The following is a 13,477-nucleotide window of genomic DNA, read 5'->3' on the forward strand; positions in this document are numbered from 1 at the left end:
ACATTTAGGAGAGAGAAAGTAAGGAGTCTAAGACAAGCATTTCATTTGATAAGAGGCTTGGAGTTGTGAGGCTAGAGAGCCAAGGCTAAGACTAGCCTTGGTTTAGCTGAAAAAACAGCTTCAAGGGTTCCTCGTGTCAAATGAAAGCAAAATAATTGCCCTCAATCTCACCATTTTTTGGGGCATCATCACTTTCGATTGACACACCTTTTCCTATTTTTTTCATTTTTTTGCATTGCTTCTTACCGGCTACGGATGTCAAACTCTTTAAACACAATACGTAAGTCTCTTAACACTCTTTGACGCCCTCGGAATCGTTCATTTCTTAAAATGCGTTCTAGCTCTTCTTGTTTCTCTTTACTTTGTTTGTTTCTATAATCTCTTAGTGTTTCATAAAAGAGATAATAGTCATCTATCCACAGACCTCCCTCACTTATACGATGACTAATCTCACCTACTTCTTCATATGGTTCTTTATTATATCTTCGTTTGTAGCTTTCTTGTTTACGGATATAGTCTAGAATTCGATTCCGAAACTTAGTCTTAAAATATTTCCTTAAACGAGAGATATCTTCTACTAATCCTTCTTCTTTACTAATCAATTCATATAGACATATCATTCCCTCTTGGTCCCAATCCGACAATTCCCATAAATGAAGGTAATATTCATTTCTACACTTATACACAGTTCCTTGGACTTCTTCATACAATTCTTTAATCATAATTTTCCCCTTTCTAGATACAGTCTAACAGATTAGAAACACTTTTGGTACATTTCATCCATTCTGCACCCTTTAGCTCCTCAACTGCACAAAAAAGAGAGGTCTTGCCTCTCTTTGGGTTATTTTTCATCATTCATTTTTGACTTTACTTCATCATAAGATAATGCATGAGATTCCTCTTCTACTGCTTCAGGCATCTTTCCTGTTTCATAGAGAGATTTAATTTGTGTACTATCCAATGTTTCGTATTTCAATAGTGCTTCTGCAATCAACTTGTGAGTTTCACGATTTGACTGAATAATTTCAGCAGCTTTATTTCGTGCTTCATTCAATAATAAACGAACCTCTTCGTCAATTTCATAAGCTGTTTGTTCTGAAATTGATTTTTGAGGACTCTGTGCACCAAACATGGCATGATTTCCTTCATATTGTACTGGGCCAAGTTTTTCACTCATACCGTACTCTGTAACCATTGCACGCGCCATTTGTGTCGCCTGTTCAAAGTCGTTTGAAGCTCCTGTAGTTTGGACATTAAAGATAATTTCTTCAGCTACACGTCCACCCATTAAGCCAGCCAATTGCTCTTTCATATCTTCTTTAGATAGAAGCATTTGATCTTCTTTAGGAAGTGCAATCATGTATCCGCCTGCACGGCCTCTTGGTACAATTGTAACCTTATGAACAACGCGGGCATTCGATAAGACTAGGCCAACAATGGTATGTCCTGCCTCATGGTAGGCAACCAATTCACGTTCTTTTTGTGAAACTGTCTTATCTTTCTTAGAAGGTCCAGCAATCACTCTATCTTCTGCTTCATCAATATCTGAAGCATCAATTATCGATTTATTGCGACGAGCAGCAACCAAGGCTGCTTCATTCAAGACATTCTCTAAATCAGCACCAACAAAGCCTGGAGTTTGTTGAGCCACTAATTTCAAATCAACATCTTCTGCTAAAGGCTTGTTCTTAGCATGAACTTTCAAGATTGCTTCACGACCTTTAACATCAGGGCGACCAACCAATACTTTTCTATCAAAACGTCCTGGACGTAAAAGGGCAGGGTCTAGTACATCTGAACGGTTTGTCGCAGCAATGACGATAATCCCTTCATTTCCCTCAAAACCATCCATCTCAATCAAGAGTTGGTTCAAGGTTTGCTCACGTTCATCATTTCCTCCACCGAGGCCGACACCACGTTGGCGACCAACAGCATCAATTTCATCGATAAAGATGATAGCTGGCGCTGCTTTTTTGGCATCTTCAAAAAGAGAACGAACACGACTAGCTCCAACTCCGACAAACATTTCTACAAAATCAGAACCTGAGATACTCAAGAATGGAACACCTGCTTCTCCGGCGACTGCTTTAGCAAGCAAAGTTTTACCTGTTCCCGGAGGTCCCTCCAGAAGGACACCTGCTGGAATACGAGCCCCAAGTTTTGTAAATCGTTTTGGATCTTTTAAGAATTCAACAACTTCAACTAGTTCTTGTTTTTCTTCCTCAGCTCCAGCAACATCTGAAAATCTTACTTTAATATCTTCTTTATTTGCAGCTTTAGCCTTACTACGTCCAAAACTCATTGGATTACGGCCATTTCCTCCTCCCATATTTCCCATCATAGAGAATAGGAAGAAGAATAGAATTCCAAATGGCACAATGGATACGAGTAGATTAATCCACATACCACTTGAACTTTCATGCTTAACAGTTACTTCTGCTTTATGGTCAGTAGCAAGTTTTTGCAATTCTGATACGGTAGTATCTGCAGGAAGAATAGTGCTGGTAAATTTCTCTACCTTAGTAACAGATGGCGTGAAAAACTGAATGCCTGTTTCTTCTCTACTTGTTTTAGGATTTTTATAAACACCCGAAACTTCGATAACACTGCCATTTGGTTGGTAGGTTAATTCTTTTACATTGTCATCGGTAATTTCTTTTACCAATTCTGTATAATTAATTTGCTCACTTTTCCCTGCAACACTACCTGTACTAAAATACTGGTAAGCTGTAACTAGGAAAAAAATAAGTAATAACCATAGAAATGGATTTTTAATTAAACCATTATTTTGTTTTTTCATTAAAAATTATTCTTTCTAATTTGAATACACTTCTTCTTTCAATACTCCAACATAAGGAAGATTACGATAATTTTCTTTGTAGTCTAAACCATAACCTACTACAAACTCATTTGGGATAGTAAAGCAGGTATAGTCTGCCTCAATTTCTACAACACGTCCTTCTGGTTTATCCAACAAGGTTGCAATCTTAACAGAAGCTGCTTCTCTTGCAATAAACATATCTCGCAAATTCTTCAAAGTTTGACCTGTATCAATGATATCTTCTACAAATAGAACATGTCTTCCTTTGATATCTTGAGTCACATCTTGTTTAATATTGATAACACCACTACTTGCTGTTCCACCATGGTAGCTAGAAACCATCATGAAGTCCATTTCAATATGTGTATCAATATGTTTAACCAATTCAGCCATAAAAGGAATAGATCCTTTTAAAATCCCGACTAAGATTGGATTTTTTCCTGCATAGTCTTTAGTGAGTTGAGCACCTAATTTTTTAGCAGCTTCTGTAATTTCATCGTGTGAAACGAGAATTTTTTTAATATCGTTTTCTAACATTTTTTTACCTATCTATTTTTTCTATATAAAGTACAGTGTTCATTATATCATTTTTCGTGTTTTTACTCAAATTACTGGTCGCAATTCCCAAAATTGAGACAATTTCACCAAATTGCTCAATAATCAGAGCAGATTTTCGCTTTTCCATAGGGATTTTCAAATCAATAAATAAACGTCTGAGTTTTTTTCTATGCCCATTTTGAAGCAAAACATCTCCTGTTTTTCGATGACGAATGTGTATGGATGTTTCACGTGAAACAGGTATTTGTTGAATTGATTCACCTTCTAATGGAAGTCCAAAAGAAAATAAATATCCTTGATAAGCTACCTGATTTTGATAGTGTAACACAAGTTCATCTTCCTTTTCATCAGCCTGCGGACTGATTTTACAAATCTGAAACTGTTGGTACTCTTTTATCAATTCATAGCCATTTTTAATCGGATGACGATACTGGCTTTTAGATTTTAAAATCTGCTGAACTTCAGCAAACTGAGCTTTTGTAAGATTCAAATCTGGAAAACGATTCAGATAAGTTTGAAGTAAAACTCTTTGTGTAGACTCAGAGTAAGAAAATAACTGCTGTAAATCTTCCACATTAATATTGTTAGATAATTCAGCTATTGCCAAATCATAATCTAAAATTTCATTGCCAATGCCTAAGATTGCATCCCTAAATCGAGGATTTTCTTTTTCCAATTCTGGTAAGTAAGAGTTTCGAATACGATTTCGAAAATAATGATTCTCCTGATTTGATGTATCTTCAAAGTGAAAAATTGATGGAAAGTCTTTTTTCTGAAAATGCAAGAAGGGACGAATGATTTCTATCTCTCCGACTACTTGCTTCTCCTTAATTCCTGATAGATAGCGCAAGCGAGTACCTCGAATCAAGCGCATCAAAATCGTTTCCACCTGGTCATCCGCATGGTGGGCAGTGACTAAGGCTGTCGCACCTGTCTTTTTCATGACCTCTTGAAAAAAATCATAGCGAAAATTTCGTGCACGCGCTTCTGAAAATTCTCCTGAAAAATTGCTGACATAAATAGGAAGTCCAGATTCAGCAGCCAACTTCCTTAATTCCTGTTCTTCCCAATCTGATTCAATTCTCTGCTTATGATTCACATGAGCCAGAATCAATTCAATCTCTAACTCTTTTTGATAAGTAAACAATACCTTAAATAGAAACATAGAATCTAATCCACCAGAAAGAGCTAGCACCACCTTAGTATGCTTTTTAAAATATCCTCTCTTGAGAAAATGATTTAAAAAATCTTGTTCTCTCATTTTAGAACCTCATAAACATCCTTGGCTATCTGAGAAATCGTATCATAATCAGAATTCTTAGTGAAAATAGAAAGAATAAATGGAAAATCTGCGTAGATAACACCCGTATCATGCTTAAATTCGTCCGCATCCCCAATTTTATGAGCTACCTTCACAGAAACACCTTTGGCAATTCGCTGATTATCAAAATCTGTTTTAGTCAAAGACTCTAGCACAAATCCATTTTGATTATAAATAGCTTCCATGACCTTCCCGGCCATCTTGGAAGAAATCAATTTTTCTTTTGGATTCCAATCATCTCCCATAATGGCAGACATCTTGGATTTGAATGTGGCATCAGATTGGTTTGAAATGTAATAACCCAATAGATTATGAGCTACATTATCAGATTCTTTAGATACTTTTGTGATTAAGTCCTTGAGAGAATACTCTTTATTATCCTCTTTTTTAGGAAGACTACCACTTCCCTCTGGTTTATAAGAACCTGGAAAATCATTGACTGCAGATACGTATTTTACAGTCGTATCTAACTGATAAAGACCATCATTTATTTTTTCTTGCGCATAATAGAGATAAGGGAGTTTCAAAACGCTAGCTGCATACATCTTTTCATCTTGATTGATACCTGCTTCTTTTCCAGTAGTCAGTTGCTTAACATAAATAGAGAATGAATCCTTCTGATATTTTTCCGATAACATTTCTTGGACTTTACTCATCCGATTATCTTCTTCAGAAGTTGATTCTTTAGCTACCCATCCAACCTGATCAATATGTAGAAATTCTCTTCCTTCTACAAACATGGTTTTGTCGATTGATACTTGCGAATAAGCTGATAAGGATGATTTCACTTCTTTTAAATCATAAGGGCTATTATACAGTTTAAAGTCAGATTCTAACCATACTTTTTTTATTGTTGAAGTTACCTCTGACTGATCATATAAAAATCGTTTGTCCGCAGCTATAAATTGATGATTTGATAGCTTAAATACCGGAATTCCTTGTTTATTTAAGCGCCACTCGGTTATTTGAAAACTTGTTTTAGGAGTCAATTTTCCAGATTCCACTACTAAATCTTCATTCGCATAGACAGGAACTTCTCCATAAACCATAGGAGAACTTAGCTTTTCTCTAAAATAAATACCAAAGTCAGATTGTGAAAGGTAATAAATTTCTTTCGAAGTATAGACGACTTCTTTTTCTGTGCTAACGACTTTTGAGATGGTCAAAAAACTCGGTAGCAACAAAATAATTAAGAATTTACGCATTCTTCCTTTCCTTTTCTTCTTGTAAACGCAATAATTGATTTTTATCAGCCAATTCTTCCAGCTTTTCATCTGATAAACTCAAAAATTGCTCAATTACATCTAATAGATTTTCCATTTTATCACCTTTGAAGCAAGTCAGGAATCGTATAAACTATTTCCCTCGACTTAGAATAATAGTACTTCGCTCGTGTATATTTGGCAGCATAATCCTCATCTTTCAACTTGGTAGCAAATGCTGTCTCCTTATCCTTTTCATCACTCAAGGTTTGATACTGAGTTTGCAAGTCTGCTAATTGCTGACGTCTTTGGAGTAATTGCTGATAGCTCTGCGCTAAATTAAAAGTTGGCAAGATAAATAATAGCATAATCAAAATCAATACCCACCCCATAAAACGATTCCGTTTTTGTCGTTCTTTCATCAGGTAGCGACGACGTTGGTGTTCATTTTGAATAAAAGAATTATTCAATTGTACAATATTTTTAGACATTTTCTTCTACCCGTGTTTCACTGATAATTTCATACATGCCTGCTGCATCTTCTTTTTTTGTACTATCTTTCATCTCCAGTACTTTTACAAGTAGCAACTTATTGCCAAAGCGAATTTCAACTTGGTCATTAACTTTCAAGTCCGTTGAACTTTTGGCCAAGATTCCATTAACCTTGATTCTACCTTTATCTGCTACTTCCTTTGCGACTGTACGACGCTTGATAATTCGCGATACTTTTAAATATTTATCTAATCTCATACTTATTACCTCAATTTATTATTGTACCATTTTTATCTATTTTATAGAAGAAAAATATCAAATGGAATTTTCTTTCTTAGACTCTTTTATCTCTAATAAACTTTCTCCAAAAATCAGCAGACCTTCTAAAATTTCATAATCTTTCTTATTTCGGACATCAAATACAAGCTCCATTGATCCCTTATTCTCAGCGATGCCTGCTTTTAAGTTCGTTGCGGATAAAGATTTAAAATAATCTTGAGCTAAAAACAGTCGTTGAGTGACTTTTTCAAATTGAATTGTAATTTTATTATCTTTTCTTTCCACACGTTGAACAAAGACCTTGTCCAAATATGACTTGACTAAACCAATCTCTAAAAGATAAGCAACTACATCTGGGTATTCTCCAAAACGGTCTATCAACTCCTCTTGTAACTCTTCATAATTGACACGGCTGTCAATTTGACGAATTTTCTTGTAAATTTCAATCTTATGTCGTTGGTCAGAAATATAAGTATCAGGAAGATAGGCATCAATTTGCAAAATCAACTCAGCATTCCCTTTGGTTCTTGTGTTAGCGTTAGCATTACCGTTTCGTTTAGCAATAGCTTCCTCTAGTAACTGTGAATACAATTCAAAACCAACAGAATCAATGAAACCAGACTGGGATTTTCCTAGGAGATTCCCTGCTCCACGAATCGAAAGATCTCGCATAGCAATCTTAAATCCAGAGCCCAATTCTGTAAATCCTTTGATTGCCTCTAATCTCTTTTCAGAGACTTCACTGATTGATTTTTCTGGACGATACATGAGATAGGCATAAGCAATACGATTACTACGACCGACTCTTCCTCTTAACTGATACAAGGTTGACAAACCCATATGGTCCGCATTTTCAATAAACAAAGTATTGGCATTTGGAATGTCCACCCCTGTCTCAATAATGGTAGTCGTCACCAAGATATCGTATTGTCCCTCAATAAAGTCTAGTAGAGTATTTTCCAACTGGATTTCACTCATTCTACCATGAACATAACCAATCGAAGCCTCTGGAATCAACTCCTGTAATTCTGAAACCTTCTGGTCAATCGTGTCAACTTTGTTGTAAAGGTAGTAAACTTGACCTCCACGCTCCATTTCACGCAAAACAGCATCACGAATGACACTATCATTCTTTTCCAAAACATATGTCTGAACAGGATAACGATTAGTCGGCGGAGTTTCAATAACAGACAAATCTCTGATTCCCAACATAGACATATGGAGGGTACGAGGGATTGGCGTAGCGGTCAAAGTTAGGACATCCACTTGTTTCTTCAACTCTTTCAAGGTTTCCTTGTGCTTGACACCAAATCGTTGTTCTTCATCAATAATCATCAAGCCCAAATCAGCAAACACAACATCTTTTGACAAAACACGATGGGTTCCAATCAAAATATCAACTTGACCGTTTTTTAATTTTTCAAGTGTTTCAGTCTGCTCTTTTTTACTTCTAAAGCGACTCAATACATCAATATTAACTGCAAAATTTTGGAATCGTTCCTTAAAATTTGTATAGTGCTGTTGCGCTAAAACCGTCGTCGGAACTAAGACGACAGCCTGTTTGTGATCATTGACTGCCTTAAAGGCTGCACGCATAGCAACTTCAGTCTTTCCAAAACCAACATCCCCAACTAAAAGTCTATCCATTGGCTGAGAAGCCTGCATATCTCTCTTGATTTCCTCAATACTACGAAGTTGATCATCCGTTTCAACATAAGGGAAAGCATCATCAAAGGCATCTTGATCTTCATTATCAGCTGAAAAAGCAAAACCCTTCAACTGGTTACGTTCAGAGTAGAGTTTAATTAAATCGTCAGCTATATCCTCTACCTGGTTCTTAACCTTTTGCTTGGCCTTTTTAAAATGACCGTCATTTAATTTATTGAGCTTTGGAGCTTTCCCATCACTTGAAACATATTTAGACAGTAGATGAATCTGTTCTACTGGGATAGAGATTTGATCCCCGTTTTGGTATTGAACACTAACATAATCACGGTGAATCCCCTTGATTTCAATTGTTTCAATTCCTAGATATTGACCAATCCCATGAATATGGTGAACAACGTAATCTCCTTTTTCAAGTTCATTGTAATCTTTTAATCTCTCTGCGTTTGAAACATGCTGTCTTCGAAAACGACGTTTCAATTTCTTTTGAAAAATCTCATGTTCAGTTATCAATAAAATCTTTTCATCTACAAAATGAAAACCATGTCTTAGGTTACTCTCAATTAAGTTTACAGATTGTTGATAGATTCTTGACTTATCTCTGGAATCCAATTTAATCTGATATTCCTCTAACATATCCTCCAATGTTTTACTTCCCATTGAATTGCTAGATTGCAGGATAATAGTGTAATCCATTTTTTTGTATCGTTCAATTTCTTCTTTTAAAAAAGAAAATTGATTGAAAAACTCCTGCATAGGATATTGATTAAATTGATAAATTTGGTCAAACTTGAGATTTCCTAGTCCCTTTTGAAGATTAGAGAAAAAAGTCACCGGACTTTGTTTTTTATAGATTTGTTCAATATCAGCAAAATACTGCATATCAGAAAATGCTTTACTATTCTGTAATTCTTCTGTAAAGTACTGCGCTAATTCTCTTTCAAAGACTTCATACTGATTCATCAATTTTTGATAATCATCAAAGAATATTGGTATGTTTTTTTCAATATAATCAAATACAGTCCATGTCTTATCATAGCATAAAGATAAAAATTTCCGTGAATCAGAATGCATTTGTTTTTGGTGAAAACTTGAAAGAATTTCTTCTAAGTATGATTTTAAAATAGGTGATAACGTTTTTGAAATCTGTTTTTCTAAAGCTGACTGACCTCGTTGATAATCATTTTCTCTCAAAAGTATGTCGCTAGCTGGAAAGATTGTGAGTTCTGTCTTATTTTCTTTCGATAATTGTGTTTCTACTTCAAATGACCTGATACCATCAATTTCATCACCAAAAAACTCAATTCGGCAAGGTTCTAACTGGGATATTTCAAAAATATCTAAAATATCTCCTCGCAGACTAAATTCGCCTTGAGTTTGTACTTGTGTAACTTTTCGATAGCCAATTTCCTTTAACTGATGGATAAGCGCGTGTTGATCATATTCTTCACCAAGTGAGATTTTTACAATACTATCTTTGAATACATTGGGAGACGGTAAAATCAATCGACTTGCTGCGATATTACAAACTAAAATCCCTCTCTTAGATGAATCAGTCAAAAAACGCAAGGCTTCAACCCGTGAAATGATTTTTTCTTGTGAAGACATCAAAAACTCCACCATAGGAGTATCATCTACCAAAAATGGATAGACAAGTTCCTCACCCAAGATAGATAGAAGATCACTAACAAGTCCTTCTGCTTCTCCATAAGTTGACGTCAACAATACAATCTTATCTTCTTTTTCTAAACTGCTTGCAATTGCAAGAGACTTAGTAGACGTTGATAAACCAAGTATCAGTTGTCTTTTCTTATCTGTTAAATTTTGATGCCATTTTTTGATCTGATTATTTTCTGAGAATAAATCTAATAAGGTCACCATTTATCCATTATACCTCTGCATTGTTTTCTCAAAATTTTTCTCTTGTAAATAGTAGTTTACAGAATCGTCAACCTTGTCAATAGACTGTAAAATACCGATATAATCATCCCTGTCAAAGGTACTCAAAACATGGTGAACAACTGACATACCATTTTTAGGTCTCCCAATTCCAATCTTAACACGGTTAAAGACCTGAGTTCCAATATGTTGAATAATAGACTTAATACCATTGTGACCACCTGCTGAGCCCTTTGCTCTTAAACGAATCTTTCCAACTTCCATGTCAAGGTCATCGTAAATGATAAGTAAATCTTCAATATCCAAACCATAGTAAGTTAATAAAGCATGAACTGCTTTTCCACTTTCATTCATAAAGGTCGTTGGTTTAACCAGATAAATTTTTTCTCCATTGAAGAAAAAGGATGCTAGGTCTGCTTGAAATATCTTATCGTGTGTAAAAGTGACATTTTGTTTTTTCGCTAGTTGGTCAATCAACATGAAACCAACATTGTGTTTTGTTTCAAAATATTTATCCCCTGGATTTCCCAAGCCTACAAGTAATTTGGTCATTTATTTTTCCTTTCAAAAGCCAAAAGGGTTGGAATTTTTTTCCAACCTAATTGACACCATTTATTAATTTTTTAGACATTAAAGCGGAATTCCATGATATCGCCATCTTGAACGATATATTCTTTTCCTTCTTCACGCAAGCGTCCAGCTTCTTTTACGGCCTTTTCAGATCCGTATTTCACTAAATCCTCATATGACATGGTTACTGCACGAATAAATCCTTTTTCAAAGTCTGAGTGGATAATCCCAGCTGCTTGAGGAGCCTTCATACTACGTTTGAAAGTCCAAGCGCGAACTTCTTTTTCACCAGCTGTGAAGTAAGTTCCCAATCCAAGCAAGTGGTAAGCTGCACGCGTCAACTTATCTACACCTGATTCTGTCAAACCAATGGCTTCAAGAAACTCTTTTTTATCTTCATCGTCCAATTCAGAAATTTCTTCCTCAGCACGCGCAGAAATGACGACTACTTCAGCATTTTCTGTCGCTGCAAATTCACGAATTTGTTTGACATAGTTGATAGAGTCAGGTTCTGAAACCACATCCTCGTCAACATTAGCAACATAGAGCACTGGTTTAGTCGTCAAAAGGAAAAGACCTTTTACAACCTTTTGTTCCTCATCTGTAAATTCAATAGTTCGAGCTGATTTCCCATCTTCAAGGACTGGTTTAATCTTTTGAAGAACATTAAACTCAGCTACTGATTCTTTATCTTTTTGCGTACGTGCCATCTTTTCTACACGCGCATATCGTTTGTTCACCGATTCTAAGTCAGCAAGAATCAATTCTAGGTTAATGGTGTCAATATCGGCAAGTGGATCTACAAAGGCGTCTTCACGTCCTTGCTCGCGCATCACATTTTCATCATCAAAAGCACGAACTACGTGAACAATCGCATCTACTTCACGAATATTGGCCAAGAATTTATTCCCTAGCCCTTCTCCTTTTGAAGCTCCTTTTACAATCCCTGCAATATCTGTAAATTCAAATGTTGTTGGCACTGTCTTTTTAGGAGTAATCATTTCAGTTAGTTTTTGTAGGCGTTCATCTGGAACTTCAACCATTCCAACGTTTGGATCAATCGTCGCAAATGGGTAGTTTGCTGCCTCTGCTCCTGCTTTTGTAATTGCATTAAATAGTGTTGATTTACCAACGTTTGGCAAACCAACGATACCTGCTGTCAAAGCCATATTTCTCATTCTCCGTTTTCATTTCAATCCCTAATATTATAACACAAAAAGGGAAAACTTGCTAACCCTCTAACTAAGGGTTCTCAGTCAATAATTTTATTCATTTTTCGATCAAAATCATAGCGTCCCATCATGACAACATGGTCACAATTACTGCATTTGATTTTGATATCTGCTCCTACACGTGTAATTTCCCAACGATTAGCTTTTTTTCCTGTTGACTTGATGGTGCAAGCATGTGGTTTTTTCATTTCAACAAAATTTCCAACTTGATACATACTATTCTCCTTTTCTTTTTCGATTATATCATAAAAGAGGCGAGCTAAGCTCAACCTCTTTCACTTAATTTGTACGAACTGGTGTAATGAGCTGCATGAAGTCTTCGTCAGTATCTGCTGGCACAAGAGTAAATGGACGAACAGCTGAGATAAAGCTAATGGTAACCTTTTCGCTATTTAAAGCTTTAAGAGAATCAATTAAGTAAGTTGGGTTGAAACTAATGGTCAAATCTTCACCAGTAACCTGATCAGTATCGATTTCTTCGTTTACTTTACCAACTTCTGGAGAGTGAACATGGGCGCTAACAATACCACCTTTAATTTCAAGTTTCACAGTACCATTTTGAGTCGCACTTGATAAAAGACGAGCACGCTCCATTGACTGGCGTAAGTTTACCACATCAAAAGTAATAGTAGTGTTAAAGTCTGTTGGAATCAAGCGATCTGTATCAGGATAGTTTCCTTCTAGGAGACGAGTATAGAAGCTAATATTTTCGCTTCTAAAGAGGATTTGGTTATTGGCAAAGAAAATCTCTACAGTTTCGATATCATCTGTAAATACCACTGAAAATTCGCGTAGAGAACGGCTAGGAATCACGACATCAAAATCATCACTATTTTTCTCAAGCATTAATTTTTTCTGGCTTAGACGATGAGAGTCTGTTGCCACTGTTTTTAGCTCCTTATGCTGACTCAATACAAAATGAACACCTGTTAAAATTGGACGACTTTCTTGTGTACTTGCAGCAAAAGCTGTTTCATTGATAATTTTCTTGAGCAATTTTGTTTCAAGAACCAAAGGAGTGCTTGCTGAAATTTCTTGGATTCGTGGATACTGTTCACTATCTTTTCCTTTTAAGGTAATTTCTGATTTGCCGCTGGTTAAAACAATTTGATTTTGTTCAATTTCTTTAAAATCAAGAGTTACATCAGGTAGGCTAGATACCACATTGATAAAGAAAGAAGCTTCAAGAAGGATCGAACCTAAAGAAGTAATTAATAGACCAGCATCTTCATTTTTTTGAGAAATAAAATTTTCAATTGAAATTTGACCATTTGAACCAATTAAAGTAACACCTTCATTGGTCACGTCAATTTTGACAGTTGATAAAATAGGAATGGCATTTTTAGAACTAATAGCTCTTTTAGTTGTATTTAAGGCTTGTAGAAATAAATTTTTATTAATTGAAAAATGAATCATGGATTCTCCTTTATTTATTTTT

13 protein-coding genes are annotated in these 13,477 nt (G+C 35.6%); all 13 read right to left on the reverse strand.

The window, feature by feature from the left end; all coding sequences use genetic code 11:
- Positions 1–242: 242 nt before the first annotated feature.
- The 13 genes from HT691_RS04800 to dnaN all read right to left on the reverse strand — a co-directional run bounded on the left by HT691_RS04800 (position 243) and on the right by dnaN (position 13,455).
- Positions 243–722: a sigma-70 family RNA polymerase sigma factor gene (locus HT691_RS04800; protein ID WP_000588858.1), complete on the reverse strand. Its 480-nt coding sequence runs from the start codon at positions 720–722 to the stop codon at positions 243–245.
- Between the two features lie 119 nt (positions 723–841).
- Complete coding sequence (gene ftsH, locus HT691_RS04805; protein WP_000744568.1) at positions 842–2,800, reverse strand: ATP-dependent zinc metalloprotease FtsH; 1,959 nt, start codon at positions 2,798–2,800, stop codon at positions 842–844.
- A 15-nt stretch (positions 2,801–2,815) separates the two neighbouring features.
- Positions 2,816–3,358 carry a hypoxanthine phosphoribosyltransferase gene (gene hpt / locus HT691_RS04810; RefSeq protein WP_000892175.1) on the reverse strand — a complete coding sequence of 181 codons (543 nt, stop codon included), beginning with the start codon at positions 3,356–3,358 and terminating at the stop codon, positions 2,816–2,818.
- Positions 3,359–3,362: 4 nt separating this feature from the next.
- Complete coding sequence (gene tilS, locus HT691_RS04815; protein WP_138706144.1) at positions 3,363–4,640, reverse strand: tRNA lysidine(34) synthetase TilS; 1,278 nt, start codon at positions 4,638–4,640, stop codon at positions 3,363–3,365.
- Complete coding sequence (locus tag HT691_RS04820; RefSeq protein ID WP_001224763.1) at positions 4,637–5,905, reverse strand: serine hydrolase; 1,269 nt, start codon at positions 5,903–5,905, stop codon at positions 4,637–4,639. The genes tilS and HT691_RS04820 overlap by 4 nt, the downstream gene beginning before the upstream one ends.
- A complete protein-coding gene (locus HT691_RS11520; protein WP_000429334.1) occupies positions 5,898–6,020 on the reverse strand; it encodes an SP_0009 family protein in 123 nt (40 codons plus the stop codon). The genes HT691_RS04820 and HT691_RS11520 overlap by 8 nt, the downstream gene beginning before the upstream one ends.
- A gap of 4 nt (positions 6,021–6,024) precedes the next feature.
- Positions 6,025–6,393, reverse strand: coding sequence for a septum formation initiator family protein (locus tag HT691_RS04825; protein WP_000041903.1), 369 nt, complete (start codon positions 6,391–6,393; stop codon positions 6,025–6,027).
- Positions 6,386–6,652 (reverse strand): RNA-binding S4 domain-containing protein, encoded by a 267-nt coding sequence (locus HT691_RS04830; protein ID WP_001234978.1) that lies wholly within the window; start codon positions 6,650–6,652, stop codon positions 6,386–6,388. Before HT691_RS04830 ends, HT691_RS04825 begins: the two co-directional genes overlap by 8 nt.
- Positions 6,653–6,709: 57 nt before the next feature.
- A complete protein-coding gene (mfd, locus tag HT691_RS04835; protein WP_023936245.1) occupies positions 6,710–10,219 on the reverse strand; it encodes a transcription-repair coupling factor in 3,510 nt (1,169 codons plus the stop codon).
- Entirely contained in the window at positions 10,220–10,789 is a 570-nt protein-coding gene (gene pth / locus HT691_RS04840) for an aminoacyl-tRNA hydrolase (protein ID WP_000163917.1), read from the reverse strand.
- Positions 10,790–10,860: 71 nt separating this feature from the next.
- On the reverse strand, positions 10,861–11,976 hold the full coding sequence (gene ychF / locus HT691_RS04845) for a redox-regulated ATPase YchF (protein ID WP_001218715.1): 1,116 nt from the start codon (positions 11,974–11,976) through the stop codon (positions 10,861–10,863).
- A gap of 83 nt (positions 11,977–12,059) precedes the next feature.
- Positions 12,060–12,254, reverse strand: a complete 195-nt coding sequence (locus tag HT691_RS04850) for a DUF951 family protein (protein ID WP_000285186.1) — start codon at positions 12,252–12,254, stop codon at positions 12,060–12,062.
- 64 nt (positions 12,255–12,318) lie between these two features.
- Positions 12,319–13,455 carry a DNA polymerase III subunit beta gene (dnaN, locus tag HT691_RS04855; RefSeq protein WP_023940601.1) on the reverse strand — a complete coding sequence of 379 codons (1,137 nt, stop codon included), beginning with the start codon at positions 13,453–13,455 and terminating at the stop codon, positions 12,319–12,321.
- Positions 13,456–13,477 lie beyond the last annotated feature (22 nt).

The sequence above is a fragment of the Streptococcus sp. 477 genome, from assembly GCF_013277295.1.
Lineage (GTDB): Bacteria > Bacillota > Bacilli > Lactobacillales > Streptococcaceae > Streptococcus > Streptococcus pseudopneumoniae.

Bases quoted from the DNA above. Each gene is read 5' to 3' on its own strand.
- pth (WP_000163917.1), bottom strand. From the start codon at position 10,789: ATGACCAAATTACTTGTAGGCTTGGGAAATCCAGGGGATAAATATTTT.
- dnaN (WP_023940601.1), bottom strand. From the start codon at position 13,455: ATGATTCATTTTTCAATTAATAAAAATTTATTTCTACAAGCCTTAAAT.
- HT691_RS04830 (WP_001234978.1), bottom strand. From the start codon at position 6,652: ATGAGATTAGATAAATATTTAAAAGTATCGCGAATTATCAAGCGTCGT.
- HT691_RS11520 (WP_000429334.1), bottom strand. From the start codon at position 6,020: ATGGAAAATCTATTAGATGTAATTGAGCAATTTTTGAGTTTATCAGAT.
- mfd (WP_023936245.1), bottom strand. From the start codon at position 10,219: ATGGTGACCTTATTAGATTTATTCTCAGAAAATAATCAGATCAAAAAA.
- ftsH (WP_000744568.1), bottom strand. From the start codon at position 2,800: ATGAAAAAACAAAATAATGGTTTAATTAAAAATCCATTTCTATGGTTA.
- HT691_RS04820 (WP_001224763.1), bottom strand. From the start codon at position 5,905: ATGCGTAAATTCTTAATTATTTTGTTGCTACCGAGTTTTTTGACCATC.
- ychF (WP_001218715.1), bottom strand. From the start codon at position 11,976: ATGGCTTTGACAGCAGGTATCGTTGGTTTGCCAAACGTTGGTAAATCA.
- HT691_RS04825 (WP_000041903.1), bottom strand. From the start codon at position 6,393: ATGTCTAAAAATATTGTACAATTGAATAATTCTTTTATTCAAAATGAA.
- HT691_RS04850 (WP_000285186.1), bottom strand. From the start codon at position 12,254: ATGTATCAAGTTGGAAATTTTGTTGAAATGAAAAAACCACATGCTTGC.
- HT691_RS04800 (WP_000588858.1), bottom strand. From the start codon at position 722: ATGATTAAAGAATTGTATGAAGAAGTCCAAGGAACTGTGTATAAGTGT.
- tilS (WP_138706144.1), bottom strand. From the start codon at position 4,640: ATGAGAGAACAAGATTTTTTAAATCATTTTCTCAAGAGAGGATATTTT.
- hpt (WP_000892175.1), bottom strand. From the start codon at position 3,358: ATGTTAGAAAACGATATTAAAAAAATTCTCGTTTCACACGATGAAATT.